The organism is Halomonas sp. JB37, assembly GCF_002332255.1.
GTDB lineage: Bacteria > Pseudomonadota > Gammaproteobacteria > Pseudomonadales > Halomonadaceae > Vreelandella > Vreelandella casei.
On record NZ_NRGW01000001.1, the window covers coordinates 2,905,534 to 2,929,946 of the forward strand.

The following is a 24,413-nucleotide window of genomic DNA, read 5'->3' on the forward strand; positions in this document are numbered from 1 at the left end:
TTATATCAGGGTGTATTAATCACAGGAGAGACTTATGGCGTTTCGCATTGATCGGTATGAAAGCGAGAAATTCACAGCAGGAAAGTGGGTAGGCATTGAGGAAAATAGCCATCTGAAGGTGGCCTATAAGGGGAACCACGAATACCTTGACCACCTTATGGCGGTAGAAAAGAAGTATCAGCGTAAATATGGGAATGTGCTGACAGCCGACCAAAGCTTAACGCTCCATTGCGAAGCCATAGCGCTGGGGCTGCTTAAAGACTGGGATAACGTCGGAGTGAATGGCGAGACGACTGCCTATACGCCTGAACTGGGAACGCTGGCACTCAAACAAAACCCAATGCTCATGGAGTTTGTGCTGGCGCAGGCCAATAACCTTGGGCGCTTTGATCGTGATACTCCAGACAGCAAAAGCGCGGCTGCTGAGCAAGAATAGCTGTTGCGTTTTGTTGCATTACAACGATGGGCCCGCCATAGCTGGCGGGCTCTTAATTAGATGGAAGCAGTTATCTGATTGGCTTTCCGTCCAAGCCAATACCTACCAAGTCGTAAATCTCCACCACCACCTCTTGTTGGCCAGCCTGCTCCACTCCCAGCGGCGCCATAATGTATTCAAGGTCTCTTGTTTCGCCTGGCTCAACCCCTCCAGGTATATCTAAACCTCCGCTCTCGTCAGCCCACGGCACCGACCTGCCAGGAGTTTTAAATACCGAGCGATACTCGAGCCTAGCAACGGGGAGGTCTGATTCATTTTCTACAGTCATATTATACGTACTGTTAAAAGCATCGCCGTGGAACTCGGTATCGATGACTTTGATTTCAGCCCAAGCGCCAGCCGCCATAAGGCTGGCCAGTGCACCCGCAATCAAACCTTTCATAATCGCCTCCCAGGGCATCCATAAGCCGTTTCTTGATCTTAGCAGGTGTTAGCCTAGCGTTAACTCTAATGCCACCCATAGCCGCCTGGCACACCTTAATAATTAATGCGCGACTTACTATTTCCGATAATTCAAAAACGAGGCCAGCCATGCAGGATAAGATTCTGAACATAGGAGAAGCAGCCAAGATGCTAGGCGTTGATCGAACCACGCTCTGGCGGATGCACGCTAAGTACAAGATGATTGCGCCGCCGGCACGTTTCAGTATCGGCCGTACTGGCTACTTACAGTCTTACCTTGAGCAGTGGATTCAGGATCGAATGAAAGAAGCCATTGAAGAGCTTAACCAATCAAAGTGATGGTACAGAGATAGCATCGCCAACGGGCGCAGCTTTTCTCCGATTACTGTTTGAGACACTTAGGCAGAGTGTGAACCTCAGAGCAGCGCCTAACCCGCGCCTGTTGATTTTGACCGGGAACAGCGGGAACAGCGGGAACAATGTTGATTGATATGATGTTTTCTGTTCCCACTACCTATTATTCACCGGGAACAGGCGGGAACAAACTGGTGGTCGCAGCTTCGCGTCTATCAGGTTTCGAGATTTTAAACCGCACAACCTCTTTTGAGATAGAACTAGCAGGCGCTTTCATACGCTCTTGAACCACAGCCTAAACCTGAGCATTCCTGAGCAAACGCGCTGCGTGAAGACAGTGCGTGAAAAGCTGCGTGATATGCTTTCCATACGCAAGGCTCAAATTGGACATAATGTGTCTTATCTGCAATTTGAATATGGCTTCAAATACTCGCCTTGAGTTGGCTCATAATGACGAATGCGAACTTTTGCTGCGAACCACGATGCGAGCTTACCACCAGTGCGCACTTCTGACTGCGCACCTATCGTGCGTACCAACTGCGTACCGATTCATACCAATCGCTCGTACCGTCATTCGTACTTTCATCTGGTCACCATCTCAAAGTGGTTACCTTTGCTGGTTACTAGACTGGTTACCACTGTCGGCTGTTCACCTTTCATGTTAACCGAGGTGTTAACTAGCTATGTGGTGGATACTGCCATGGATACCAGCAAGTGGATACTGGCGATCTGCTGGAAACCAAAGTGGAAACCAGCACTGGTGCAGCCGAGAATACCTGGTTAGCGTCGATGCTGTTCCGTAAACTTAGCCGAACCTATTGGGTGCATTAGGACATCTATCCTAGGTCTCCACCCCAACAAACCCTAACAGGCGGCCATGACTTTATTACCTCAATGCCCGGGTTGAATACCGCCAAAATGTCGCGGTTATGTGTAGCGCCAGCTGTTGCGTTCTGTTGCCTTTGTTGTTGCGCTGCTTGGGTGCCGAGCCTAGAACCTAGCTGGCTTGAAAACGTTGATAAAAAATTAAAGGACCGCCCTTGAGGCGGCGATTGATAGGCTGAAATAACTGTTTCCATGCCAACATTTGTCAACATATAGTGCGCCAGTTAGTGAGTCAAAAACTGTGGCGTGTGGACAGGCATATCCAGCCGTTTCTTTTCGCTACCAGCAATTATTTTTTTGGAGCAGTCGTTAGCTTCTGCAGCAACTCATCCGTAAGCGCGCCACTAACCACATCTAGCTAAGCATTTCTCAGGTAGGTAAGGTTTCTTTCCAGTGCCAGGGCAACAGTGCACTGAGATCGTCTTCGTTCAGCGTCGGCAGCGTTTCGAAGACGTGCTGCAGGTAGCCGTAAGGCGACAGGCCGTTGGCTTTGGCCGTTTCGATCAGGCTGTAGATTGCCGCGCTTGCTTGCGCTCCGCTTGGCGTGTGGCTGAACAGCCAGTTCTTACGGCCAACCACGAAGGGACGGATGGCGTTTTCGGCCGGATTGTTATCCAGCGGGATGCACCCGTCGTCAAGGAAGCGGGTCAGGCGTGGCCACTGGCCATCCAGATAGTGCAGGGCTTTCCCTAGCGTGCTTTTGGGTAGCACCTGCGCCTGGGACTTGTCGAGCCAGGTGCGCAGTTGAGTGATCAGTGGGCGGCTCTTTTGATCGCGTAACGCCTGGCGTGCTGCAGGTGCCAGCGCTCTGGCCTGTTTTTCAACGCCATAGAGCTTGCTGATCTGGTTCAGCGCCCATCCGGCCTTGCCGGTTTTATTTTTCGGCTGCGCTTTCTGAGCCTCGATGAACTTGCGGCGAGCATGCGCCCAACATCCAGCATGGGTGATGTCATTACGCCGCACGACCTCGGCATAGCCTTCATAACCATCGGTGAGCAGGCAGCCACTGTAATCGCCCAACAAGCGTAGGGGCACACGCCCGGCACGACTGGGGTCATAGTCGAACAACACGACCTGTTGACCCGGCGGACCACCGCGCTGCACCCACATGTACGAGGTGGCGCTGGCCTTGCGGCCTTCTTCCTGATTAACCTGCAGGGTGGTCTCATCCATGTGGATCAGCGGGGCGTTTAGCAGTTGCTTACGCAGCGTCTCGATCAGCGGCAAGAGGCGCTCACCGGTCTGCACCATCCAGCGTGCCAGTGTATTTCGAGGCAGATGGGCACCGTGGCGGGTAAAGATCTGGCTCTGCCGGTAAAGCGGCAAGGCATCCTGGTACTTCGCGGTAGCGACATAGGCCAGTAAGGTGGCACTGGCATTGCTCTTGGGCAGCAGCTTGGCCGGTGCCGGGGCGGTCTTGACGTTTCCTTCGCAGATTGGGCAGGCGTATTTACGCCTCACATGACGGATCACTTCTACCCGTGCGGGCACAACATGAAGTTCTTCACTGACCTCTTCACCGATGACCTTAAGCTCGGTGCCGTCTTCGGCACAACAACGCTCGGTAGCGTCCAGCGTATGCACCACCTCGACACGAGGCAGTTCAGGCGGCAAGGCGACGCGTCCGCCGCGGGTACGCTTGTTGGCCGAAGGTGCGACATTATCAGGCGGCGTTGCAGAAGCGTCGCCATCGGCGACGTCAGCGGGCGCCTCATCTGCGGCACCTTCGTCGTCATCGACGATGAGTTCGGCCTCATTAATCAGCAGATCGCCCTGCTTGATGCCGTACTTTTCCGTGGAAGGGCCAAACTGGCGTTCTAATGCCAGGCGGAACTGCTCATAAAGTGACTGTTTGGTGGCTTCCCACTGCGCCTCTTTTTTCTCCATCAGGCGATGAAGTTGCGCAATCTCTTGCTGCTGCGCTTTGACCTGGCGCTGCAGTTGGGAGATGTCCTGGGCGGGGGGCGTGGTGCTTTTCATGCCTTGAAGTGTATCAAAAAACCATTAAAAAGCGGAGCAAAAAAATCAGCCAACACACTTAAAATTCAATGCTTTATGAGGCTGCATGGCCTTCAGGTCATAGCCGTCTAGCAGCCAGTTCAGTTCCTGGCCACTTAAGGTCACGGCGTCACCGTCCAGGTGCGTTGGCCACTTGAATCGCTCACGCTCCAGGCGCTTATACCAGACGACAAAGCCGTTACGCTCCCAGAACAGTAGTTTGATTTTATCCCGCTGGCGATTGCCAAAGACAAACAACGCCTTATCAAACGGGTTCAGCTCCATGGCCTCCTGAACCAACAAGGCCAGCCCGTCGATCTGTTTGCGCATGTCCACCGATTCGCGACAAAGGTATACGGTCAGGTGAGTGCTCGGACGGATCATGGCGCCACCGCCACTTTTACAAAGCGGGCAGGACGATGACGGGGTGGCACCGGTAAGCCGCGAACGTTCAAACGTTTTTCCCAGAGCAGTAGATCGGCTAAGGTAAGTTCTTGTTGCGAGGCGTATTCGCTGAGGGGAATCTCGCGCACCGAGGCGTGATACAGATGCCCGAGCCAAAACGCCTGCATGGAGTTGAGTTCTTGGATCATGAGGATCTCCTGGATGAAGAAACCTCAGTGTGGTCAGCAAAACTCCGCTTGAGAAGATGTGGTTAGTGGCGCGTTTACACTCATCCAAACTATTAGATGCTTGGCTTGGATCTCTGGCGTGCTTCTTGCCGCGAGGATTGCCTTGTACGTGGTGACGCGCAGTTTTTCCTCTGCTCTGCGCATCAGGCGCGGCGTGACTGGTTTCCTCAAAGGCTGCAGCATCCAGTTCACCAAGCCTTAAAATACTTCCCATGGTTACCCGTCGGCCTTTCCCCTCTCCAGTGGCGTTCAGCCTTCCCTCGCGCACCATGGTGCGTACTGTCCAGTGAGAAACGCTCAGCATTTCGGCGGCTTCGCGGTATGTGACCAGTGCTTTCATGCTGCCCATCTCCTGGATAAAAGCCCACCCCCTTCGGGCGGGCCAAAATATAAATTTTGATTAATCCGGAAAATTTCGAATGAGCCTATAAGTAATACCACTGTTTCCAGCTTCAATTACTTCTAAAGAGGCTCCTTTGTAACTTATTTCATTAGAAGTGCTTAAGTCATATTCCACTTCGTTGTTGAAAGCAGGCCTCGCAAGACTAGAACTAAACTCTCTATAACCGATATTAATCCTATCCCCTACACGGCCGTTATATATCAGCGTCTGCTGGAAGCTATCTTCTTGCTCAGACAGCCTTTTTGACTTTTCATAGTCGCCCGCATAGCACGCACTAGTTCCTAAAGTGGTTATTACACATATTTCGGCCCCGTCTTTCTTAGCAACTGCTAGCGCTTGAATTGGGTCGGCAAAAGCTCCTCGCACTACCCCAGTAGGCTCATAAAAATCATTCTCGCTATCGTGTCCAATCTGCCGATAGGTCATATTAGGAATATCATATAGAGCGCCATCAATCATTCGATTTACTCTGAGAACACCGACCTCGACGATCGATCCCTTTTCAGCCATATGTTCCCCAACACCTACCGTCATGACCTCCCCAACCTCGGGGTAGCTCACTCGATTAACTAGCTGCTCGCCTCCATTGTAAGAGACAGTTGTACAGCCGGTTAAAGCAACCATGCTCAGCAAAACAAGAAAAATTCTTTTCATTCCAAATCCCTAGTTTATTATTAAGCTCTTTATTAGAGCTGCTTTGATTTTAAAACCAATTTAGTGGCCTCTATAGCTAGCTAGGAGAGAGTCACCTTACCGATTCCATAGAAACGCAGACAGCCGCTCTGCGCCAGCCACAAACCTTATTCCATGTAGTTAATACTGGCATAAGGTTGGGTTACTTGCCGTAGCGCTACTTTGCATAAGGCGTGGCTCTGTATTCCCACTACAACCATAACGCTGCCAAGCGATATTGCAGGCATTGCCAGCGTCATCCATGGCTGCGTATAGCCCATCCATATGCTGGGCTCCATCGCGCACGGATCGGCCATACTTGGCATCCGCCTTACGCTCAGTATCGATACGTACTTGCAGGCCCGGGCACATGCCGGCTGCCTGTAGCGCATAGCCAAAGTGGTACGAAAGGTCTTCTTGCGCGCTTGCCGTGGTTGCGCATAGCGCCAGTGCCGCCGCGATAATTAGTCTCATCTTTCCACCTTTATTGATAACCAGAGTAAATGCTTTATGTAAGCACCTCGCTGCCACTACCAGCCAAATAGCCAGACCAGTAGAAAGAAAAAGACCACCCCGACGACTGCAGCCACAACCCACTCAGTACCCGAGTACTGCTTAGGCTGCTGTGGTGCGCGCTGCCGTCTTGGTTTGCCGATGCGATCAGAGTAAGACAGCCCAGTGCCTGGGGCGCTGACTCTCGCTCGCGTCCCTTTGGAGCCGATGTTGTAGCCACCGTATTTGCTGCCAAGGCTCACGCTTGAGCTTTTCTTGCCAATATTAAGGCGCACGCCAGGCGCGATCTTTACTGACTTTCGAAATTTCAGTCCCATCACCACGTCCCCTTCGGTTATTTTTGTTAAGCGCCTTTTTAGTGCTCTCTAATCGATCTTAGCTTTAAAAAGGAGGACGAGGCTAGCTTGACCACAATGCTCTCGACAATTATCGCCAGAGTAAGAGCGAGGCGGTGCTTGATTTATTAAAAAAGCCCCGGCGGTTGGCTCGAGGCTTTTGTTCGCTTGGACGTGGTGGCCCAGACTCTACGCTGTTGGCGCATTGGCGATTCTTCGAAAGATTTGGTGACCCTATTGCTGTATTCGGCTTCCCGAGTCTAGGCAAACTCAGGATCGTACTTCTTGCGCAGCACTTCACAATGACTGATGTGCTCAAGGCACTTTAGAAACTCTTTCTTTGAGAGGCCTGCTTGATTGATCATGCTTTTCAGCAGGCTTTTGGTGAAAGGCGCGTGGTGACCATCAACAGAGACCATCCGTCGCTTATGGTTGAACAGTAAATGCTCCCACTGCTCATGCGAACCGGATGTGCGCTTATGCTTGAATCCTAACTCTTTAAGGACAGCAACAAACTCTCTTTCTGTGACAGGCCTTTCGCGCATTCCGCACCCTTACTGTGTCGCCAAAGGTGACTGAAAGCTTTCGCGCCAAGTGTTGCCCATGTTCTTAACGCCTGAACGCACCTTGTGCATCAGATAGAAGCGGGCGTAGGTAAGGCGTACAGAAAGAGGAGATTTCCTTTGCAGCATCTGTTTGGCTGTCAGCATATCGCCTTCACGGACTAGCTCGACCACATACTGAAGATGATCTTTGATCATCACGTCGAGCTTCTCGCGCGCCTCTTTCATCGAATCTGCTTGAGCGGCCAAGCTCAAATCGATGCAATGCGCGACAAAAAGCTCTTCTTCGCGATGAATGAAGCACCGTACCTTAAATACAGGACCATGCTGTGACATATTGGTATTCCTCGACATTCGCTATGCGCTTGCGGCAGTTCTTTTGCTTTATTCGCCGCAATTAGGGTGGCGCGCTGCGTATTTATACGTTTCAGAATAGGTTGTGTAAAGCCTGTTTACAACTTATGCACCGTGAACGTTACTCCGTTGGCGAAATGCTTTGCATAAACTCGTTGGAATGCTTGTCGTTTCAACGTAAGAATTAATTGTGCTCCGCGTCTACTTTCGCCACGCGCGTTACTGGTCCGAAAATCATCAGACTTAAAGCCCACTGCTCACGTAGTGACGTCAGAAAAACCTGCGTTGCCCAGCCAGAAATCACGCCTCAATGTGAGGTTTTTACAACCTCTCATGGGGTTTAAGCCAGTCTACCTAACTCGGGCCCTTCTTAGCTGGCTGTTAATGATCTCCTCCAGCCTTCTGTTATGGGCGTATTCGTCAGGATCTTCTGGCGCTACCGGCTCGGCTTTCCTTGCTCGTGGCCCAGACTTGGGGCCAGTGGACATACCACCATGTAGCTTGCACCGCCCGCTATCCCAAAGGTCACGACGCTTACAGGGGGTGCCTGCCCGCGTTTTAGCCCCGCAGCGTAGGTATTGAAAGGCCGGGTCGATGGGTGGCCGTTTACCTTCTCTTTGCGCCTTGCTCCACGCCTTGTAGCGCCTTCTTAGCTCTGCCTGATCGTCCATCGCGTCACCTATAAAAAAGGAGGCCTCTTTTAGGGCCCCCGAAATCATCAAAGCCCCTTTTTAGGGGTGTCGTAATCATCAAGGTTCTTTTTTATGGGCTACAGAAATCATCATTGTTGGCACCGCGCCAGCTCTCGCTCAATAGCCTGGCGCACAAACTCAGCACGGTTACGGTGCTGGTGGTGCTGGCGCCCTTCCATCAACTCATCAATCTGCTTCACCGTCTTCTGCTCTACGCTAACGATTAGCCGTACCGGCTGTTTGAATAGGCGAGGATTCTTGCTCATGACGGTTCTCTCCTATTGGCTATTTTGGCGACGGTGGGCAATATCCTCTAGGTGGGTTCTCAATATCTGCCCCGGGCCAAACAGGCGGGCAGAGTTCAGCAGCCTATATTTAAAGTCCTCTTCACTAGCGCGCATTTCCATCAGTAAATCACCACTAATAGGCCCTTCATGTTGAGCCGCGGCGAGAATACGACCAATCATTGTTCCCGCTTCATCGCAGGCCCGCCTAATTACCTGCATTGATGTTTCATGGTTTAAGCCATCCAGGTAATGGTCGACCACAACCCTGGTCAGATCGCTACAAAGCTGCTCCATATCGATGTTTTCATCTTGCACATTCATAGCAGTCTCCTCAGTGCAAAGTGTGGATCGGCTTGGTTTGAAGCCGATTATCCACGCCCTTCTCTTTAGCCAGCGCCAGCAGCTCCTCCTCAGTCGATCCTAGCGCCTTTGCTAGCTGATCCAGCCGATAGACCGCGTTACCGTCGTCATCCACTGCCGTTGCCTTGAGGTCGGGAAAGAACGTCTCCATGCCTTCCTGCAGCGTTTCTAGGATCGGGCCTCGCAAGAACATCGGATGCTGCTCGTCATAAGCGCGAGATATCATCTCCTCCGCATCATCGCGCTCTACGCCACCAAAGAACGCTTGTCGCGCTTTCTGCTCCACACTCGCCAGTAGCAGTATCACAGAGTGCCGCATGGGCTGGCGCAGGTGCTTAGGCTTAACACTGGCTTTATACGCTGCCCACACTTGCCCCTGTGTCAGATGATCCAGACCAGTCCCGCTTTCAGCAGCTTGTTTAATCGTATCGTGGTTAATCATGGTGCTCTCCTAAGCCGCCGGCGGCATGGTGTCAGTATCAATCAGCGCGTTTACTATCCCCTGCAGACGAGCCAAGCGAATGCGTACAAGCCCTGCCAGGGTTCCGGCAGGGAGTGAGTCGCTTATCGCTTCTAGGGTGGCAGCACAAGCCAACAATGCATTGTCGTCAGGCCATGACTGCAGCGTGTCCCGCACAGCCTCGGCACTATGGCTGGCGCTTTGATCTATAGAACGCAAGCTAGAGGCTAGGCGTGCAGCTTCTTGAATGGCGTTATCCAACATGACGGCCTCCTGTTAGCTCTTGATTGGCAGCACGGCGGCCAGCGTTATCTCGTTTGTGACTCGCAGGCTCATGCTCAGCAGCCTGTTGCCATGTGGTGATATACCGCTGGGCGATTAGTAGGGCTTGTTGAGGTGTTCGGCTACTTGCCGCCTTGCTAATCAGGCGTTCATCCTCAGGCAGTACGGCGCAATGCTCACGGACAAGCCGCAACCAGCGTGGCGCATGCTCAATGATCGGCGCACTTACAGACGCTTCTGAGGCTGGCGCATTGGGCAGGTCAGGCCATACGGCTTTAGCGGCTGACAGTGCCTTGGAATCGCTCAGCAGGCGACGACATTGCTTAAGGGCTGTGTAGGTATCTGGCGATACTTCAAAGGCGTCATCCAGCACCACCGCGAGCTCAGCAGACGCTTGCCGAGTTAGAGTTGCCATCACTCCACGCACCTCGGCTTCAATAGACTCCAAAGGCCTATCGACCGCGTACAGGCTGCCAATGATGGCGTTAATATCGCGGGTAGTAGCCAGCGATAGAGCCTCTTGCACAGCCACCCGCTTTACTGCCTCACTCGAATTGGCGCGGGAACAGCGGGAACCGTGGGAACACGCTTGTTCTTCAAGACTTTTTTCTGTTCCCACTGGTGATGGGGCTGTGGGAACAGTGGGAACACCTGCTGCTAAACGCCGTTGCCGTAAAAGATCGCGATAACTCATTGGTCACCTTCCTTCGGCAAGACAGCATAAAGGCGTTGAAGTCCGTTAAGCGTGCGCTTGTTTACCGCGAATCTTCCCGACTCCTTTTCATAGAGCCAGCCAGCCTTATCCAGCACGCTGGCAATCATCTTGGGGTCATACCCGCTTGCCGCTTCCTCCAGTGCCGCCCGATGGAAGTAAAAGACACGCCCCTCTGCCATGTCTGCCCAGTAGCCAGCGCGATCTCTGACGCCGGGCTTGTTCTCACCACTTTGAGCGCCCATCTCGCTAAAACGGCTATCACCGTGGCGCTGAATGAAGTTTGCGATACCTTCCATGATGGCTTGGTCTTCCGGCGGCAGACTCCCCCTTTCGGACTGCCATAGCTGGAAGCACGTACCAATAGCCTCGATAGACGAGCCGGGTGACCAGCCGGTTAATCCGGCATCTGTTGCCAGCTCACCGGCCATCGCAAGCAATCCAAAAGCACCGGCTGCACGACTGGAAACGCCATCTTGTGCGACTGTGAATACGGGATCTTCCATGGTGTCGCGGTAGAGAGCTGGTAAATCAGACTGCTTTATCAAGTGCTGAATAAAAGCACCTCCAGCATGTCCATAATGCTCTGCTGTTGCCGTCTTAATAGCGTTCGCAAAATCACTAGGTGTCATGCCCTGGATATCATCGAACGCACCATAGCGACGACTTGTGGCGGGTATGTCTAACAAACGAGCGTCTTGCCCCGCCTTGGCCTTCTTGCCTGCTTCACTCATGTGTGAGGCAAGGCTGCGCTCGCCACTGGATAGCAACATCAAGCGCCAGCGCTGAGCCTCACGAATACCCCCTGTTCTCGCTGCGCGCTGCTTGCCTACACCATTAGCCACCAGATAAACCATATTGCCCGCTTCATACGGGCTCGCCTGACTTATCTCATCCAATATCATGCAGGTATCGTTCTGAGATGCGGCTAAGGCTTCGATGCCATTTCCAGTACCAGACCATTGGCGCATGAATTGAGGGCTGCCCCAGACGCTACTAGCCATTTGCAAACACGTGGTTTTGCCCTTACTGGAGCCTCCCCGCAAGTTGAAGCCTAACCCTCCGGATGGCTGCTGTTTGGCTGGCCATATCAAAGGGCCAGCCAAAGCAATACAGATACCCAGCATCAGGATTGGGTTGCTCACCGCACGCCCAGCAACCTGCTGGCGCCACCCATCAAGAGTGCCGCGAACATCAAAGTAGCTGGATCGTGAAGAGTCGGCGCTAAAGCAGTAGTCCTGATTACCGATAGTGCGCTCAGGCAGAACAAAAGCACGCGAGTTGTCATGCCAGCCGGTCGTAGTAGCCGCTACCAGCCGAGCTTCTGGCCGACTTTCCATTATGTAGTCAGCAAGACGGTGGCGCTGTTTGATAACGTGCGTGTGTCCCATATCCAGTAATTCACGGCGCAGCTCTGATCCGCCTTCATTGAGTAAGCGCATTGGCAATACTCGGCGGCACCATTTACTCTCGCTATTCATAAAGCGAACCTGTCGCCCGAAGTTACCGCCATGTTCGTCACGGCTAATGGCTATCACCTCAATGGGGCCAGAAATATACACATCCTCATTGGTGGAACCATTCTGACTGGTGCGTATACCATGCCACCACAGTCCCGGAGGAAGCCGCTTGTCACCGATATAGAACCAATTCGCATGACTTGTGAAACCGGGCCGCTTTAGGCTGCTGTCTAGCGGTTCATTCTCCCCGGGCGACACCTCTTTACCCAAAGAAGCCACGCCATCAAGTGCCGATATCGCCTCAGCACTTACTAACTCCCGTTCGCTCTGCTCATTAGCGTCTGTTCCCACTGTTCCCGCGCTGTTCCCACTACCGGGAACAGCGGCATTATTATCCAAGTTACTGTTTTTCGGCTTTTTAAAGCTATCTGTTCCCGCTGTTCCCGCTGTTCCCACTGCTTTTGTAGTCAGGCAGCTTTGATCCTCCTCTATTGGGGCATCAAAAAGGCTCAGATTATCGTCAGACTTCCAGCTCATACGGCCCCCTTGCGGCATAGGGCCACGTCGGCAAAGTCGGTGCATGACGTGCAGCGATCACAAAAGGCAGGCGTGAGTAACTTTCCCCCAATGGCCAGCGCCGCTATCCGCGCTTTAGTCATACCGGGATTGCCATCAGTAAAGCGGTCATCATCCGCTGCAATCGTGATCGTCACGTCTTCGGGTAAGCGCTGGCGCAAGCGGCGGGCGACCGGCTCAAGGTTGGCGGCATTGCGAGCAACCACCACCGGGCAGCCAGTAGACGCGTAGAGTGCAGCACCTGTTGCCCATCCTTCGGATACCAGTACTCGATGAGCGCCAGCAATGCGCCCAATCAGGCTAGCCGCACCTTTTACCCGACCACCCGGCATAGGGCGCTTGGCACCATCGGGAAAGATGCGCTCCAGATTAATCAGCCTGCCCTCGACATACAGCGGTACCAGCAGGGCATTACCTCGCTGACGTAGGCCGTATGGCCGTAGCTGCTTTTTAACCAAATAGGGGTGGCTGGTGTCTGCTGGCTTGGCGCACGCCCACCATTGGCGGGCCTGCTTTGCCGTCTCAGCCTGTTTAGCGATACGCTCGGCTTCCCATTGGTCGCGCTGGCGCTGCGCCTCAAGGCGGGCTTTCTGACGCTTTTCGGTGCGCGTTATATCGTCGTCAGCATCATCGACCAGCATCACAAGACACTGAGAGTCGCGCCAGTCACCCACGACCGCTGCAGTATCTCCTAGCAGACCGATATAGCCGCTCTGACTATTGGCTCCATCAGGGATGAACCGACGCCACTTGCCTTTGCCTGAAAAGCGGGACGCGCCATAGAAATCACTGGCGACCTGTTCAGCGGCAACCTCTATGCTAAGGTGGCTAGGCATCTCGACAATGCTGCTGTACTCCGCCTGGCTTCCGATGGGCGTTTTATTTTGATAGGCCATCACTCATGGCCCCCTGCCTTATCAGCTACCTTGATCGTGCCTACCATAAGGCCATCACGTCCCATTCGAATATCAGCATCTTCGGTAGTGACTTTTAGATCACGCGGCCCTTTCTCTAGCGCTTGCGCCGCATCTTTGAGCAGGTGCGCTAGGTCGTAGGCATCATCGGCACATAACGACAGCACAACACGCTTTGAAGCCTGAGTGACCGGATGCGAAGAAAAGCGCATCGCTTCCAATAGCGCGTTAGAGGCTTCCGATATGTGGTGACAGGCATGGGCATAGTGAGCAACGGCTTCAGCAGCGACACCATCTGCATCAAGCTCATGGGCTAGGTCGTCTACTTTGTCGCCAATAGCGATAAGCGCGGTTACTTGGTCTGAGGTCAGGTGTGCTTGGCGGGTATTCATGCACCACCCCCTTTTGGCTCGCTGGTGCGGTAAGCATGTACAGTTAGCTGCTCAAGGGCGTCTATGTGATGCTGAGTGCCAAACAGAACAGCAGCCAATACGTGAGGAGCTATCACATTGCCGTCGTCGTCTGACGCATCGGTAAGCGCCATTTCAACGAGCATAACGGTGTGGCGTAGCGCGTGGAGGTGGTGGTTGATTTCGTCATCAAGCACACCGTTAGGAGCATCGAGTGATACCTGGAAGGAGCTCATTGCTTACCCTCCTGTTCCAGCTTCTCATCAAGCTGTCCAAGCTCTCGATAACAGCTCTCGGCCACTATATCGATGGCCTCTACCAGCGATCCGTAGTGATAGTCACTGTAGATAGGCGCTTCACCTTCGTTGCCATTACGCATCCTATCGATGTTGATCATGTTGGCGAGGGTGGCCATTAAACCGATACGACTTTCAAGGGCATCGATGTTGTGTTTTGCAGCGCTCATGAGCACACCTCCAGACCACTAACAGCGGCTTCAAGGTGGCGGGCTTTCTCAATATGGTGGTTGTAACGCTTCAGGCGGGTGCTAGCGCTGGTATCAGCAAACAAGGCAGCTTTAGCCATTGCTCGATGGGCAGCAGCACGTTTAGAGGGATTGGGGGTAAGGAATAGGCGTAGTTTTGCCATGGGTATAACTCCGTTTGATATGGAGTCGTCCCCGGATGCCGCCAAGCATCGAATGGGGGCGACTGTACGCAAGTTGGCGGACCGGCTCAAACGTAAACCGGCATGCCCGAAGGCATCTCGCGCACAGCCGCCATAACGCATAGCGGGCACAAAAAAAGCGCCGACTATGAGAGGGGCGCTGATGCGCCGTTTGAGTCTCGACCCGCCAAGATCGACTGACGATTTTGCGCCAGCAAGATCAGCATAGCCGTTAGTCATCAGAGTGGTCAACATCAAACACCACCCTTAGTACTATTGGTACCAGTTGGCAGGTAGTAGAGCGCTACACGGCTATGCTTGCGCCCCCACGGATCGATCACATCTTGCAGGTGGGTTCGTATGTCGTGGCCCTTCTCTCGCAGCTCACAGATACGCGCGCCTGGGCGAAGAATGTTTTCTTCTTGCAATAGCTCAAGAGTAGTAACCGGCCCACGCTTTAAGCGGGCCAGAATGCGTATGCGCTGGCTGGCGGAGTCAGTGGAGTTGATAGTCATGCAGCACCGCCTTGCAGCTTGGAAAGTAGCTGCTCCTGCGCGTAGCGTGTCAGCTCTTGCTTACGCTGCTGGTAGTCCAGGCCTCGGCCTAATAGGAAGGTGTCGCGCTGTTCGATCAGCGCCAGCAGGCGAAGCTCGGCAGGGCTTAGGCTGTCACGATCTACGCCCTTGGCCTGGCCAAAGACGGCGATATTGATCAACCGGGCTTCATTGATGAAGTGATGGCGGGCGGCAGGCTTGCCTTGGGCTTCCCGGGTTAGTTGGAGTGCGTCACACATGCCGCGGTATCCGATAGCGGCTGAGTCGCGTAGCAGTTGCCAATCTTCAGCGCCGCCATGGATTAAGCGATCAATCTGCTCATCACACCAGATTTCAAAGTCAACTGACAGCCATCGGGCGAACGGTACGGCTAGCTTCGGGTGCAGCCAAGTACCACCGCCGCGATCCATTCGCGCACGACTTGTTTCTACATATGTGATTTTCCCATATCTACGTTCAAGGCCAAGCAGGTAAGCCTTGGTCTCGGGTAGTCGCAGCCACTGCGCGGGCTCTTTACCAAAGCGTTTTGCTGCCTCAGTAGCATTGATCCAGCCAGCAGAGTTAAAGCTATAAGCTTGGCCTTCGTATTGCAGAGGGATGACATTGGAAGCAGACATTTAAGCCACCTCCCCATCATTACGAGAATCAGCAATCAGGCGGGCGGAATACTCGTAGATTTCAGCCAGAACGAACCTTAGCGGCGCGTTCTTGCTGGCGCCCTGCTGAATAGGTTTAGGGAAGCGAGAGTCTTCTTTGCGGGCACGGTCAAAGGATGTGGAGGGCATGCCCAGAATGGCACATGCTTGTCGTTTATCGATCTGGACAAACTTGGGGTCGAAGTTATCGAGCGGGATTTTACCAGCAGCTTTATCACGGTTAGTTTGCATCGTAGCGTCTCCTGAATAAGCCTTGTGGTGGCTTGGACGACTACGATGGTGGCTTATGAAATAACCCTCAGGGCAACACCATTAGGGCTTAGGGCAAGCACCCTTAGGGTGGCAAAACAACCCTCAGGGTAGGCGGAAAACCGCATGATTGCTGGCTTTTTACTCTGAGGGTAAAAGTTGAGCTCCCCTACCTTTTGCGATCGACTGGGCAGGCCACAGCTTCGATAGCCTTAGCTTTAAACTCCGAAAGTTCAGGATATTGTGCTCTTAACTCGGCAATAATTACGTCAGCTTTGGGACGGATGCCGTCCAAGTCGGGCCAATGCTTATGTTGTACCTCGATTGCCTTAGCCATCAGATGGTCGGGATGTAATGGGACCGATTTTTTTAGTTCTTCTACCATGGAGCGCAGCTCTGCAACTTCTTTCCGAAGATCATCCAACTCCTGCTTAAGGCCATCCTGATTTTGATGATCAGCGGTTTGGGTGAAGCACTCCGTTTCTGCCGTTTGCTCATTGTCTGTCAGCGCTGGCTGCATGAATTGTGAAAGCGGCCACTCATACCCCGCACGCTGGCACCATGCAATAACTGATTGGTGCTCTAAAAGCCACGTTTGCGGCTCATCATCGATATGCCATTGGGTATTCTTAGTCGCAATATCACCCATCAACACAGAATCATTGATAGCACTAAGGTAGAGCTTTTCTTTAGAACCAATAGGAAATGTCTTCGGATAATAGTCAGGCGGCTCTTTACCTTCCAAGATCCAAGCCATTTCATACGTTCGTAAGCCACTTTTAGCGGCATATATACGCATCCACTGAGGCGCAGCCTGAGCAACATGTTCTGAACTAGCATTTTGTTCCAACCCTTTAAGCGGGAAACCAGAACTTGCCAGTAAAGCGGCCACCTCTCTGCGATCAAATAAGAAATGCCGGTAATCAGAATGGAATGACTGCATCCAGTTCCTCCTTTGTATCTCCCTTGCTCTGGATAAGAGCTTTTAGGATATCATCGGGATAGGAACTTTTTTTTGGTCCCAATCGTTCCCTAGAATACAAACTCAGTGGATATGATCGATTGAGATTATACGGGTCTGAAACGGTCTTTTTACCGATCGCTTCAGCTAGGACTAGCAGAGCGTCGCTGTCGCTACACGCATATTCTCTAGCAATCATCGTTACCAAGTCTTCAATCGTGATATAGCCCTGATACCGCTTGGCTATCACATTCTCTAATGCCATGCGCACCCCTACGCACTCCAACAATAGGAGGCTGGCTCACACGGTGGAGTTCTCCGCGCTTTCAGGCCGTCGCCCTAGCCAGCCAAACAAGAGGCACATTACCTGTATGCCTTTGTCACCGCTGCCTCCACTGATAAATCAATACCGGTGACAGAAATAAACCTTGATAATCAATCGTGTCACCGCCGTCATCACTGTCACCGCTCTAAATCAACGTGTGCGACATGTGATGTAGCGCCAGCCATAACAATACTGGCTATTTATCCACTATATATATTTAGCACTTTGCTCGCCTCGCTGCCACCCCATAGCCTATCTACGTTCAACCATCTGGTATCATCCACGCGCTTTAAAGCCTACTACCTTGCTGGCGCCATCAATCATTCCATACACCTCGTCTGCCCATGCCTGCATCATTAAGCGACGCGGCTCCAGATAGATGGCTTTGTTGTAGGTGCTGCGAATATTGCCTGTGACATGAGCTAGCTGCGCCTCAATGTGATCAGCGTTATATCCACGCTCATTCAATGCAGTTGAAAGGATATGACGAAAACCATGACCGGTCTGGCGACCTGCATAGCCAATATGTTCAAGCGCCTTGCCCACAGCCATATTGCTCATGGGCTTACGCGGATCGTTGCGATTGGGGAAAACTAGGTTGAACGAACCACTATGCTGGCGCTGCTCCCTGAGCAATACGACACTTTGGGGCGCCAGAGGCATCAGGATGGCACGCCGCTTCTTAGTGCGCTCCGCAGGTAGATCCCACAACCCATTATCAAGATCGAACTCTGACCATGCTGCCTGCCTCAACTCGCCAGGACGACATCCGTTCAGCGCCAGCAACAGCATTGTAATTCTGACTTGAGGGCTGCGCGGATACTGATTAATAGCACGCATCAGCGCCGGCACATCCTGCTGAGCGACGTGGGCGTAGTTGCTGCCCTTCCCTGCCTCAATAAACCGCTCGACGCCACGCACAGGGTTGGAAGGAACCCGGCCAGCAAAAGCGGCCATATCAAATGCCTCGGCAAGAGCGCGCCTAATCTTGGCACTAGTAGCGTGAATGCCCAGCGCTTCCAGCTTTCGAAAGTACTCAAGGATGTATGCGGGCTGTATGCGAGACAAAGGTTCATTCCCCATGGCGGGGATCAAGTGGCGCTGAATAGAGAGCCACACCTTGCGCAAAGAGTTGGCGTCAACACTCTTAGCTTTCATTTCGTGCCATTCGTCCATCAAGGCGGCCACCGTCTCACGGCTAGCAGTTTGAGCTTGCTGCTCCTGAGCCTTCTTGTGCTGGCGCGGCGTCGTACCTTTGGCTATCAGCGCTTTGGTATCGGTAGCACGCTGCCGGGCCTCTTTGGGCTTCACTTCGGGATAACTGCCTAGCCCCAGCCAACTGTACTTGCCATCGGGCTTACGATATCGAAGCTCCCAACTTTTGGTGGCATCCGTTCTGACATATAGATACAGCCCAGCGCCATCACTGACGCGATATGCCTTATCTTCTGGCTCCAGGGCAGCCACTACCCTTTCTGCAAGTGGCTTAGTGCGTATCTCGGAACGCTTCATGCTCGCCTCGATGTATGCGAAGGAAGTTATTACCTGTCAGCATACACTCTCGCATACACAAAAGCATGGTTTTAGGAGGGTTGACGTGGGATAGCTATGGGCAAGCAATCAGGGCGAAAGCAGCATGAATACTGGCATTCCGGCGTTATCTGGGGGTGCTACGAGAAGTGATATGGCGTCCCTGGCAGGAGTCGAACCTGCGACCTGCCGCTTAGGAGGCGGCTGCTCTATCCTACTGAGCTACAGGGACTTAAGCTTTCTAAAATAAGCGGGCGGCAGTATAACGCGTCAGCCTAGGCAGGGCCACCGAGGAGGCTAAATCCACCCCAGCAAGCGTAAGGCAAAAACGCCGACCGTCACGGTGACGCTCGCCATGAGTGTGGTGATCGCGATGATATTGGCCGCTAATGCCACATTACCCCCAATCGCTTTGACCATTACAAAGCTTGCCGCAGCGGTTGGGCTGGCAAAGAACAGGAACAATAAACCTAGTTGCTCGCCCGAAAAACCCACCATCCACGCCGCTACGGTGGAGAGCACCGGCATTGTCACCATCTTCATCAAGCTTGAGCCTAGGGCCACCTGGCTACCGGTACGCATACTCGACACTGAGAGTGTTGCACCGATACAAATCAATGCCAGCGGCAGTGTTAAAGACGCAAAGTAATCGCCTGAGGTAATTAGCCAACTGGGTAACGGGATCGCAAATACGGTGAAAGGCAGTGCCGCAAACACGGAAATAATCAGCGGGTTGGTGGCTATGTGTTTTAACAGGCTGCGCCAGTCCGTTGACTGACCCGGTTGATAGAACGCCAGGACAACAACCGAAAACGCGTTGTACATCACAATCACCACGCCTAGCAGCAAGCTACCCGCTGAAATGCCATAGTTACCGTACATGCCCGCTGCCAGTGCCAGCCCCACCACGCCGCAATTGCCGCGAAATGCCCCCTGCACATAAATGCCGCGCTCTTGACGTGGCACGCGGTAATGCGCCCACAGCCAGCTGAGTAGAAACTGGCCCAGGGTGGCGGCAGCAAAGAACATCATGAGCGATACGTCAAGCGCAACGCCCAAGTCCGCCTTGATCAAGCTAATAAAAATTAGCGTCGGGAGCGTTGCTTTAAAAACCAGCGCAGAGGCCGTCGAGACAAAGGCACTATCGATCCACTTCAACCGTTTTAGCATTAAGCCAACAAATACCATCGCAAAGACAGGCAGCGTGACATCAAGCGTGCGGGCAAACAGTTCAAGTAGGTTCACAACGGTGTCTCGGTCAGAGTAATAACAAGTTAAGCACCTGCTTATACTCTCCTGCCATGCGTGATTTGTCACTGACGAATATCCTAATTCTTGGCGTCTAGCTACTCATTTCAGCCTGAAGCTATTTTTAACTGAGGCTCTTTTGAAGCACTACACGCGCTACATCATCTCATCATGGTCGCAAGCCATATTCACAACGACCCCGTCACGGCCTTGATCTTTAGCTTTATAACTGCCGGCATCAGCGCGCACCAAAGAATCGCGTAAGCTAGTATCGTTCTCATCAAAGGTGGTAACACCAATACTTAACGTAACGCTGTACTCCTTACCCTCATGAGTCACCGATATTTCGCCTACCTCCTTGCGCAAAGATTCAGCTATCCTTTGCGCCTGAACTAAAGTACAGCTAGGCAGCAATACACCAAACTCATCCCCGCCCTGACGGGCAACATGATCACTACGACGCACCTCCCAGGCCACAACCTGTGCAATGCGCCGCAACATCTCGTCACCAAGAGCGTGCCCACCCTCATCATTGATGGGTTTAAAATGATCTAAATCAAATAATAAAAGAGCTGAAGGAGTGCTAGTTTTTTGAAAATCAGCAAAGGCCTCCTCAAGGCGACGCTCAAAACCACGACGATTCAACAACCCCGTTAACGGATCGTGTTCCGCCTCCCAGCGCTGAATAGCTTCTTGCTCCCGGCGCTCGGTAATATCTTTGACAACACCTACTAAACCTAATTTATGGCCATCTTGAGAAAGCGTGACTACTCGCGCATGCAAGTCCAACCAAAGCAACTCATCATCGCTGCGCAAGAATCGCAGCTGACGAACAAAATCACTGCTGGTGTGTAGACTATGCCGCCACATATCTCGTGCTCCAACACGATCATCTATGTGGATTTGGGCCAGCAACGCCTCCATGGATAGGTCTGCGGAAATTCCCAGCATATCCAGCAGCGAAGGGTTCATGTAAGTAATATAGCCATCAATATTAGTGACGAACATTCCTTGCGGAGCCGCATTGAGCACAGAATCTAAGAAAGCTTGGCGCTCTTGTAAATGTTCGACGAGTAGTTGGCGCTCGCTTTCGACCCGATTAAAGGTGGTAGCAACCTGCTGCAGCTCTTCCCTCGTCGTCGCTAAAGCAACCTGCTCCCGCTGACCTACCCCCACCTCTCCAATTTGGATCTCTAAATGCTTCAACGGCGTTAAAACGCGCGCGAGCACCCACCACATTAACGGCATCATTAATATAGCGAGCATAAACCACGCCCACCACAGCCGATAAATAAATTCTGAAAGCGGAAGCTGAGCCTGATCAACGGGCAAATAGAGCCCCACTATCCAGCTGGCCGGCCATACTTGGGCGTATGATTGCAGCGCCATTTGACCGTCTCGCAGCACTCCAGCGCTATCGCCCTCCCACCCATCCAATGCCAAGTCCAACCAAGGGTTAAATGAAGCACTGGGTACCAAAGCATTAATCAGCGATTTATTTGGGTGATATAAAACTTTGCCCGAAGCCGTAGCGACGCCCGCATAGCCTTTCTCGCCCAACCGAACCTTTGATAGACGGTCAAACAAGCCGCCAGAGTTAAGGCTCACAATACCGCCAATCAAACCGGTGAACTCGCCCTCTGCATTGAGACGTGGAACGCTTACCAGCACCATCTGTATGCCGCTCGCACGTCCTATAAAGGGTTCGCTGACGTAAGGCTGACGAGTACCACGCAGCATCCTAAAATACTCACGCTCTTCACTTTCGAGCCCAATGCGTCCGCTAACGGCGGGCCAGTCAGCGACTATTCGTCCACTTGAATCCGCCACTATCACCCCCTCAAACCATGCGATTAGGGCGTCGTTTACTCGCAGCTGGGCGTTTAACCATTGCGTATTGTCATTATTGCCAATGATAGTGTCTAAACGTTTAAGCGCCTGAAAGCGCGACTCTATTTGCTGGGTAACTTCATCGGCTAATAATGTTGCTTCGTAGCGCAGATGAACCATATTGGTCTCCTGCACCATGGCTTTGCCTGCTTGCCAAGCCATGCCAAGTACTAACGTCACGACTAAAATCCAGGTAAAAGCCAGACCCAGCAGAAGCCGACCTTTTAAGGAGTGGAAGCTAATAAATCGCTTGAATTTTAAACGTTGCGCTAATGGCACCGGATTACCTTGCTATAGATCAAATTCATTCGCCGCAACCAAAGCCTCAGTATTATTAATTATATTCACATCATGAGGTTATCAAAAAAGAGCACTGGGCGCGCGTTAAAACATCCATGCTATACGGACATCAGCCGCTATTTAAAAATCGCGCTCAGCATCAAATTTCAGGTTTTAGTCGGCAGCATTCACAATCAGCATTGCTGAATTGATACCTACCGCTATTTCACGTATGTTCGCCCGCCTACTCTTTTGTCATCTCACTGCGGCCTTAATTTATGGCGAAACGAACAGCAGGCTACACATCATCAGGCATTCGCAAGGTTAGTGCCCTGCCTGCCCTGCTGACCGAATTTGATCGTTTTGAACGCATAAACCCAGTGAAGCGGAAACCAAACGCGGTGATCGGCTGGGGATTAAAGCAGACCAGCGTGCGTGCCCGAGGGTATGCCCAACGCCACCAATTGCCCTATATTGCGCTAGAAGATGGCTTCCTACGTTCGCTAGGCCTGGGTGTTAATGGCTTTCAGCCACATAGTCTTGTCGTCGACCATACTGGTATTTATTACGATGCCTCGCGCCCCTCTGACTTAGAAAACTGGCTCAACACCGATACCTTTGATGATGAAGAGCTAGACCAAGCAACGCGCTGTATGGCGTTGATTGCCCGCTATCGGCTATCCAAATATAACCACGCCGTGGATCACCCTATTCAGGCATCAAACCAGGCGCGTGTATTGGTTGTTGATCAAACCGCTGGCGACGCGTCCATTCATTATGGCGGCGCGAGTGCTGAAAGCTTTGAGCAGATGCTTGAAGCGGCCTTGAGCGAGCACCCCGATGCTGAGATTTTGGTTAAAATTCATCCGGACGTCATCGCGGGTAAGAAGCAAGGCCACCTGCTAAAAGCCGCTGAGCACCCTCGTTGCCATGTCATCAGTGAAGATCTCAACCCCTGGGCGCTTTTTGATCACGTGGACCACGTCTATGTGGTGACCAGCCAACTCGGCTTTGAAGCCCTGCTAGCGGGCAAGCAGGTCAACTGTTTCGGCATACCGTTTTACGCAGGCTGGGGATTAACACTTGATCAAATTCCCTGCCATCGACGCCGCCAAGCGCGTACGCTGACAGAAGTGTTTGCCGCGGCCTATTTGCGCTACTGCCGCTACGCTAACCCTTACACCCAACAACCCGCCACGCTGGAAGAAACCATCGCCCTGATCACCGATCAAAAGCGCCAGCAGGAACGCTATCGAGGCGCATGGTTAGCCTGTGGCTTTTCATCCTGGAAGCGACGCTTTATTGGCGATTTTCTAGGCACCGCCGCTCAGGTCGAGTATCAGCCAAAGCTACCTAGTGCACTAACCGCTGAGCCAGATTCAAAGCGGCTACTGGTCTGGTCAAGCCGCATTGATGCGAACTTTAAACGCCAATATGCCCAGCACATGGAAACATTATGGCGGATGGAAGATGGTTTTATTCGCTCGGTGGGCCTGGGAGTTGACTTAACTCAGCCGCTGTCACTCGTCATTGACTCCCAGGGTATCTATTACGACCCCGGCCAACCCAGTGACTTAGAGACACTGCTTACCAACACCACGTTTAGCGATGACCTGCTACTTCGCGCCAAGCAGCTGCGTGAACGGCTCGTGGCGCTCAAGCTCTCTAAATACAACGTGCGCGGACAAACAGACATTGACCTACCTCAGGATCGCTATACGATTCTGGTACCCGGCCAAGTGGAAAGCGATGCTTCGATTGCTACAGGCTCACCCCATATCACCACCAATAGCGGGTTATTAAGTGCCGTGCGTAGCGCCCATCCGGACGCCTTTATCATTTATAAAGCCCACCCTGACGTATTGAGCGGGGCGCGCATCGGTAAACTCGATACCAATGCCAAACGCCTGTATGATCTAGAGGCCAGCGGTCTCGATATCGCGGCGTTGTTAGAGCGTGTTGATGCCGTTCACACGATGAGTTCCTTAACAGGATTTGAAGCACTTCTGCGCCAGCGTGAAGTGTGCACGTATGGTCTGCCATTTTATGCTGGCTGGGGGTTAACACACGATTCGCTTAGCTGCCCACGCCGCACGCGTTCGCTCTCATTGGACGCGCTAGTTGCAGGTACGCTGATTTTGTATCCCGGCTATGTGGACCCAGCGTCCGGGCAGCTATGCAATGCTGAAACGGTCGTTAGCCTGTTGGAACAGGCAAGAACACAACATTCTACCCTTACATGGAAACAGCATTTTTACCGCTGTTATCGTAACTTGTTGATTAAAAGGCATTGAG

Annotated in this window: 31 protein-coding genes and 1 tRNA gene; 3 read left to right on the forward strand and 29 right to left on the reverse strand. The window is 52.6% G+C overall.

Annotated features, from left to right (window positions below):
• Positions 1 to 34 precede the first annotated feature (34 nt).
• Positions 35 to 436, forward strand: coding sequence for a hypothetical protein (locus CIK78_RS13550; RefSeq protein WP_096281062.1), 402 nt, complete (start codon positions 35 to 37; stop codon positions 434 to 436).
• Positions 437 to 506: 70 nt separating this feature from the next.
• Here the strand turns inward: CIK78_RS13550 and CIK78_RS13555 are convergent, their stop codons facing one another.
• Positions 507 to 878, reverse strand: coding sequence for a hypothetical protein (locus tag CIK78_RS13555; RefSeq protein ID WP_096281064.1), 372 nt, complete (start codon positions 876 to 878; stop codon positions 507 to 509).
• A 149-nt stretch (positions 879 to 1,027) separates the two neighbouring features.
• Between CIK78_RS13555 and CIK78_RS13560 the strand changes: the two genes are divergently transcribed.
• On the forward strand, positions 1,028 to 1,237 hold the full coding sequence (locus CIK78_RS13560) for a helix-turn-helix domain-containing protein (RefSeq protein ID WP_096281066.1): 210 nt from the start codon (positions 1,028 to 1,030) through the stop codon (positions 1,235 to 1,237).
• 1,269 nt (positions 1,238 to 2,506) lie between these two features.
• Here CIK78_RS13560 and CIK78_RS13565 read toward each other — a convergent pair.
• The 28 genes from CIK78_RS13565 to CIK78_RS13700 form a co-directional block, all read right to left on the reverse strand.
• Positions 2,507 to 4,117 carry an IS66 family transposase gene (locus CIK78_RS13565; RefSeq protein WP_096276661.1) on the reverse strand — a complete coding sequence of 537 codons (1,611 nt, stop codon included), beginning with the start codon at positions 4,115 to 4,117 and terminating at the stop codon, positions 2,507 to 2,509.
• A 45-nt stretch (positions 4,118 to 4,162) separates the two neighbouring features.
• Positions 4,163 to 4,519, reverse strand: coding sequence for an IS66 family insertion sequence element accessory protein TnpB (gene tnpB, locus CIK78_RS13570; RefSeq protein ID WP_096276659.1), 357 nt, complete (start codon positions 4,517 to 4,519; stop codon positions 4,163 to 4,165).
• Positions 4,516 to 4,728, reverse strand: a complete 213-nt coding sequence (locus CIK78_RS13575) for a hypothetical protein (protein ID WP_096276657.1) — start codon at positions 4,726 to 4,728, stop codon at positions 4,516 to 4,518. Before CIK78_RS13575 ends, tnpB begins: the two co-directional genes overlap by 4 nt.
• A gap of 439 nt (positions 4,729 to 5,167) precedes the next feature.
• Positions 5,168 to 5,824, reverse strand: coding sequence for a membrane lipoprotein lipid attachment site-containing protein (locus CIK78_RS13580; RefSeq protein WP_096281068.1), 657 nt, complete (start codon positions 5,822 to 5,824; stop codon positions 5,168 to 5,170).
• Positions 5,825 to 5,983: 159 nt separating this feature from the next.
• Positions 5,984 to 6,316, reverse strand: a complete 333-nt coding sequence (locus CIK78_RS13585) for a hypothetical protein (protein ID WP_096281071.1) — start codon at positions 6,314 to 6,316, stop codon at positions 5,984 to 5,986.
• Between the two features lie 56 nt (positions 6,317 to 6,372).
• Complete coding sequence (locus CIK78_RS13590) at positions 6,373 to 6,672, reverse strand: DUF4236 domain-containing protein (protein ID WP_096281073.1); 300 nt, start codon at positions 6,670 to 6,672, stop codon at positions 6,373 to 6,375.
• 278 nt (positions 6,673 to 6,950) lie between these two features.
• Positions 6,951 to 7,235, reverse strand: a complete 285-nt coding sequence (locus tag CIK78_RS13595; protein ID WP_096281075.1) for a type II toxin-antitoxin system HicA family toxin — start codon at positions 7,233 to 7,235, stop codon at positions 6,951 to 6,953.
• A gap of 9 nt (positions 7,236 to 7,244) precedes the next feature.
• Positions 7,245 to 7,589 carry a hypothetical protein gene (locus tag CIK78_RS13600; protein ID WP_096281077.1) on the reverse strand — a complete coding sequence of 115 codons (345 nt, stop codon included), beginning with the start codon at positions 7,587 to 7,589 and terminating at the stop codon, positions 7,245 to 7,247.
• 799 nt (positions 7,590 to 8,388) lie between these two features.
• Positions 8,389 to 8,565, reverse strand: a complete 177-nt coding sequence (locus tag CIK78_RS17805; RefSeq protein WP_141393042.1) for a ribbon-helix-helix protein, CopG family — start codon at positions 8,563 to 8,565, stop codon at positions 8,389 to 8,391.
• 12 nt (positions 8,566 to 8,577) lie between these two features.
• Positions 8,578 to 8,907, reverse strand: coding sequence for a hypothetical protein (locus tag CIK78_RS13610; protein ID WP_096281082.1), 330 nt, complete (start codon positions 8,905 to 8,907; stop codon positions 8,578 to 8,580).
• 10 nt (positions 8,908 to 8,917) lie between these two features.
• The gene (locus CIK78_RS13615) at positions 8,918 to 9,388 is read right to left on the reverse strand and encodes a hypothetical protein (RefSeq protein ID WP_096281084.1); all 471 of its coding nucleotides are present in this window, start codon (positions 9,386 to 9,388) and stop codon (positions 8,918 to 8,920) included.
• Between the two features lie 9 nt (positions 9,389 to 9,397).
• The gene (locus CIK78_RS13620) at positions 9,398 to 9,670 is read right to left on the reverse strand and encodes a hypothetical protein (RefSeq protein ID WP_096281086.1); all 273 of its coding nucleotides are present in this window, start codon (positions 9,668 to 9,670) and stop codon (positions 9,398 to 9,400) included.
• Positions 9,660 to 10,382 carry a hypothetical protein gene (locus CIK78_RS13625; protein WP_141393043.1) on the reverse strand — a complete coding sequence of 241 codons (723 nt, stop codon included), beginning with the start codon at positions 10,380 to 10,382 and terminating at the stop codon, positions 9,660 to 9,662. Before CIK78_RS13625 ends, CIK78_RS13620 begins: the two co-directional genes overlap by 11 nt.
• Positions 10,379 to 12,397, reverse strand: a complete 2,019-nt coding sequence (locus CIK78_RS13630; protein WP_176483400.1) for a DUF927 domain-containing protein — start codon at positions 12,395 to 12,397, stop codon at positions 10,379 to 10,381. The genes CIK78_RS13625 and CIK78_RS13630 overlap by 4 nt, the downstream gene beginning before the upstream one ends.
• On the reverse strand, positions 12,394 to 13,332 hold the full coding sequence (locus CIK78_RS13635; RefSeq protein ID WP_096281093.1) for a toprim domain-containing protein: 939 nt from the start codon (positions 13,330 to 13,332) through the stop codon (positions 12,394 to 12,396). Before CIK78_RS13635 ends, CIK78_RS13630 begins: the two co-directional genes overlap by 4 nt.
• Positions 13,332 to 13,742, reverse strand: a complete 411-nt coding sequence (locus tag CIK78_RS13640) for a hypothetical protein (RefSeq protein WP_096281095.1) — start codon at positions 13,740 to 13,742, stop codon at positions 13,332 to 13,334. Before CIK78_RS13640 ends, CIK78_RS13635 begins: the two co-directional genes overlap by 1 nt.
• The gene (locus CIK78_RS13645) at positions 13,739 to 13,996 is read right to left on the reverse strand and encodes a hypothetical protein (RefSeq protein WP_096281097.1); all 258 of its coding nucleotides are present in this window, start codon (positions 13,994 to 13,996) and stop codon (positions 13,739 to 13,741) included. Before CIK78_RS13645 ends, CIK78_RS13640 begins: the two co-directional genes overlap by 4 nt.
• Positions 13,993 to 14,226 carry a hypothetical protein gene (locus CIK78_RS13650; RefSeq protein WP_096281100.1) on the reverse strand — a complete coding sequence of 78 codons (234 nt, stop codon included), beginning with the start codon at positions 14,224 to 14,226 and terminating at the stop codon, positions 13,993 to 13,995. The genes CIK78_RS13645 and CIK78_RS13650 overlap by 4 nt, the downstream gene beginning before the upstream one ends.
• Positions 14,223 to 14,408 (reverse strand): hypothetical protein, encoded by a 186-nt coding sequence (locus CIK78_RS13655; RefSeq protein WP_096282388.1) that lies wholly within the window; start codon positions 14,406 to 14,408, stop codon positions 14,223 to 14,225. The genes CIK78_RS13650 and CIK78_RS13655 overlap by 4 nt, the downstream gene beginning before the upstream one ends.
• A gap of 272 nt (positions 14,409 to 14,680) precedes the next feature.
• Complete coding sequence (locus tag CIK78_RS13660) at positions 14,681 to 14,941, reverse strand: helix-turn-helix domain-containing protein (protein ID WP_096281102.1); 261 nt, start codon at positions 14,939 to 14,941, stop codon at positions 14,681 to 14,683.
• Positions 14,938 to 15,597, reverse strand: coding sequence for a KilA-N domain-containing protein (locus CIK78_RS13665; RefSeq protein ID WP_096281104.1), 660 nt, complete (start codon positions 15,595 to 15,597; stop codon positions 14,938 to 14,940). The genes CIK78_RS13660 and CIK78_RS13665 overlap by 4 nt, the downstream gene beginning before the upstream one ends.
• Entirely contained in the window at positions 15,598 to 15,867 is a 270-nt protein-coding gene (locus CIK78_RS13670) for a hypothetical protein (protein ID WP_096281106.1), read from the reverse strand.
• A gap of 187 nt (positions 15,868 to 16,054) precedes the next feature.
• Positions 16,055 to 16,828 carry a hypothetical protein gene (locus CIK78_RS13675; protein ID WP_096281108.1) on the reverse strand — a complete coding sequence of 258 codons (774 nt, stop codon included), beginning with the start codon at positions 16,826 to 16,828 and terminating at the stop codon, positions 16,055 to 16,057.
• Positions 16,809 to 17,111, reverse strand: a complete 303-nt coding sequence (locus tag CIK78_RS13680; RefSeq protein ID WP_096281110.1) for a hypothetical protein — start codon at positions 17,109 to 17,111, stop codon at positions 16,809 to 16,811. Before CIK78_RS13680 ends, CIK78_RS13675 begins: the two co-directional genes overlap by 20 nt.
• A gap of 336 nt (positions 17,112 to 17,447) precedes the next feature.
• On the reverse strand, positions 17,448 to 18,683 hold the full coding sequence (locus CIK78_RS13685) for a tyrosine-type recombinase/integrase (protein ID WP_096281112.1): 1,236 nt from the start codon (positions 18,681 to 18,683) through the stop codon (positions 17,448 to 17,450).
• A 173-nt stretch (positions 18,684 to 18,856) separates the two neighbouring features.
• Positions 18,857 to 18,933 (reverse strand) — tRNA-Arg (locus tag CIK78_RS13690).
• A gap of 65 nt (positions 18,934 to 18,998) precedes the next feature.
• Positions 18,999 to 19,946 (reverse strand): AEC family transporter, encoded by a 948-nt coding sequence (locus CIK78_RS13695; protein WP_096281114.1) that lies wholly within the window; start codon positions 19,944 to 19,946, stop codon positions 18,999 to 19,001.
• A 159-nt stretch (positions 19,947 to 20,105) separates the two neighbouring features.
• The gene (locus tag CIK78_RS13700) at positions 20,106 to 22,001 is read right to left on the reverse strand and encodes a diguanylate cyclase (protein WP_096282389.1); all 1,896 of its coding nucleotides are present in this window, start codon (positions 21,999 to 22,001) and stop codon (positions 20,106 to 20,108) included.
• Positions 22,002 to 22,396: 395 nt separating this feature from the next.
• On the opposite strand from CIK78_RS13700, the gene CIK78_RS13705 reads away from it, so the two are divergent.
• On the forward strand, positions 22,397 to 24,412 hold the full coding sequence (locus tag CIK78_RS13705) for a capsular polysaccharide biosynthesis protein (protein WP_096281116.1): 2,016 nt from the start codon (positions 22,397 to 22,399) through the stop codon (positions 24,410 to 24,412).
• Position 24,413 lies beyond the last annotated feature (1 nt).

Excerpts from the sequence above, each read along its gene's own strand:
- CIK78_RS13550 (WP_096281062.1), top strand. The coding sequence starts at position 35 with ATGGCGTTTCGCATTGATCGGTATGAAAGCGAGAAATTCACAGCAGGA.
- CIK78_RS13555 (WP_096281064.1), bottom strand. The coding sequence starts at position 878 with ATGAAAGGTTTGATTGCGGGTGCACTGGCCAGCCTTATGGCGGCTGGC.
- CIK78_RS13560 (WP_096281066.1), top strand. The coding sequence starts at position 1,028 with ATGCAGGATAAGATTCTGAACATAGGAGAAGCAGCCAAGATGCTAGGC.
- CIK78_RS13565 (WP_096276661.1), bottom strand. The coding sequence starts at position 4,117 with ATGAAAAGCACCACGCCCCCCGCCCAGGACATCTCCCAACTGCAGCGC.
- tnpB (WP_096276659.1), bottom strand. The coding sequence starts at position 4,519 with ATGATCCGTCCGAGCACTCACCTGACCGTATACCTTTGTCGCGAATCG.
- CIK78_RS13575 (WP_096276657.1), bottom strand. The coding sequence starts at position 4,728 with ATGATCCAAGAACTCAACTCCATGCAGGCGTTTTGGCTCGGGCATCTG.
- CIK78_RS13580 (WP_096281068.1), bottom strand. The coding sequence starts at position 5,824 with ATGAAAAGAATTTTTCTTGTTTTGCTGAGCATGGTTGCTTTAACCGGC.
- CIK78_RS13585 (WP_096281071.1), bottom strand. The coding sequence starts at position 6,316 with ATGAGACTAATTATCGCGGCGGCACTGGCGCTATGCGCAACCACGGCA.
- CIK78_RS13590 (WP_096281073.1), bottom strand. The coding sequence starts at position 6,672 with ATGGGACTGAAATTTCGAAAGTCAGTAAAGATCGCGCCTGGCGTGCGC.
- CIK78_RS13595 (WP_096281075.1), bottom strand. The coding sequence starts at position 7,235 with ATGCGCGAAAGGCCTGTCACAGAAAGAGAGTTTGTTGCTGTCCTTAAA.
- CIK78_RS13600 (WP_096281077.1), bottom strand. The coding sequence starts at position 7,589 with ATGTCACAGCATGGTCCTGTATTTAAGGTACGGTGCTTCATTCATCGC.
- CIK78_RS17805 (WP_141393042.1), bottom strand. The coding sequence starts at position 8,565 with ATGAGCAAGAATCCTCGCCTATTCAAACAGCCGGTACGGCTAATCGTT.
- CIK78_RS13610 (WP_096281082.1), bottom strand. The coding sequence starts at position 8,907 with ATGAATGTGCAAGATGAAAACATCGATATGGAGCAGCTTTGTAGCGAT.
- CIK78_RS13615 (WP_096281084.1), bottom strand. The coding sequence starts at position 9,388 with ATGATTAACCACGATACGATTAAACAAGCTGCTGAAAGCGGGACTGGT.
- CIK78_RS13620 (WP_096281086.1), bottom strand. The coding sequence starts at position 9,670 with ATGTTGGATAACGCCATTCAAGAAGCTGCACGCCTAGCCTCTAGCTTG.
- CIK78_RS13625 (WP_141393043.1), bottom strand. The coding sequence starts at position 10,382 with ATGAGTTATCGCGATCTTTTACGGCAACGGCGTTTAGCAGCAGGTGTT.
- CIK78_RS13630 (WP_176483400.1), bottom strand. The coding sequence starts at position 12,397 with ATGAGCTGGAAGTCTGACGATAATCTGAGCCTTTTTGATGCCCCAATA.
- CIK78_RS13635 (WP_096281093.1), bottom strand. The coding sequence starts at position 13,332 with ATGGCCTATCAAAATAAAACGCCCATCGGAAGCCAGGCGGAGTACAGC.
- CIK78_RS13640 (WP_096281095.1), bottom strand. The coding sequence starts at position 13,742 with ATGAATACCCGCCAAGCACACCTGACCTCAGACCAAGTAACCGCGCTT.
- CIK78_RS13645 (WP_096281097.1), bottom strand. The coding sequence starts at position 13,996 with ATGAGCTCCTTCCAGGTATCACTCGATGCTCCTAACGGTGTGCTTGAT.
- CIK78_RS13650 (WP_096281100.1), bottom strand. The coding sequence starts at position 14,226 with ATGAGCGCTGCAAAACACAACATCGATGCCCTTGAAAGTCGTATCGGT.
- CIK78_RS13655 (WP_096282388.1), bottom strand. The coding sequence starts at position 14,408 with ATGGCAAAACTACGCCTATTCCTTACCCCCAATCCCTCTAAACGTGCT.
- CIK78_RS13660 (WP_096281102.1), bottom strand. The coding sequence starts at position 14,941 with ATGACTATCAACTCCACTGACTCCGCCAGCCAGCGCATACGCATTCTG.
- CIK78_RS13665 (WP_096281104.1), bottom strand. The coding sequence starts at position 15,597 with ATGTCTGCTTCCAATGTCATCCCTCTGCAATACGAAGGCCAAGCTTAT.
- CIK78_RS13670 (WP_096281106.1), bottom strand. The coding sequence starts at position 15,867 with ATGCAAACTAACCGTGATAAAGCTGCTGGTAAAATCCCGCTCGATAAC.
- CIK78_RS13675 (WP_096281108.1), bottom strand. The coding sequence starts at position 16,828 with ATGCAGTCATTCCATTCTGATTACCGGCATTTCTTATTTGATCGCAGA.
- CIK78_RS13680 (WP_096281110.1), bottom strand. The coding sequence starts at position 17,111 with ATGGCATTAGAGAATGTGATAGCCAAGCGGTATCAGGGCTATATCACG.
- CIK78_RS13685 (WP_096281112.1), bottom strand. The coding sequence starts at position 18,683 with ATGAAGCGTTCCGAGATACGCACTAAGCCACTTGCAGAAAGGGTAGTG.
- CIK78_RS13700 (WP_096282389.1), bottom strand. The coding sequence starts at position 22,001 with ATGGCTTGGCAAGCAGGCAAAGCCATGGTGCAGGAGACCAATATGGTT.
- CIK78_RS13705 (WP_096281116.1), top strand. The coding sequence starts at position 22,397 with ATGGCGAAACGAACAGCAGGCTACACATCATCAGGCATTCGCAAGGTT.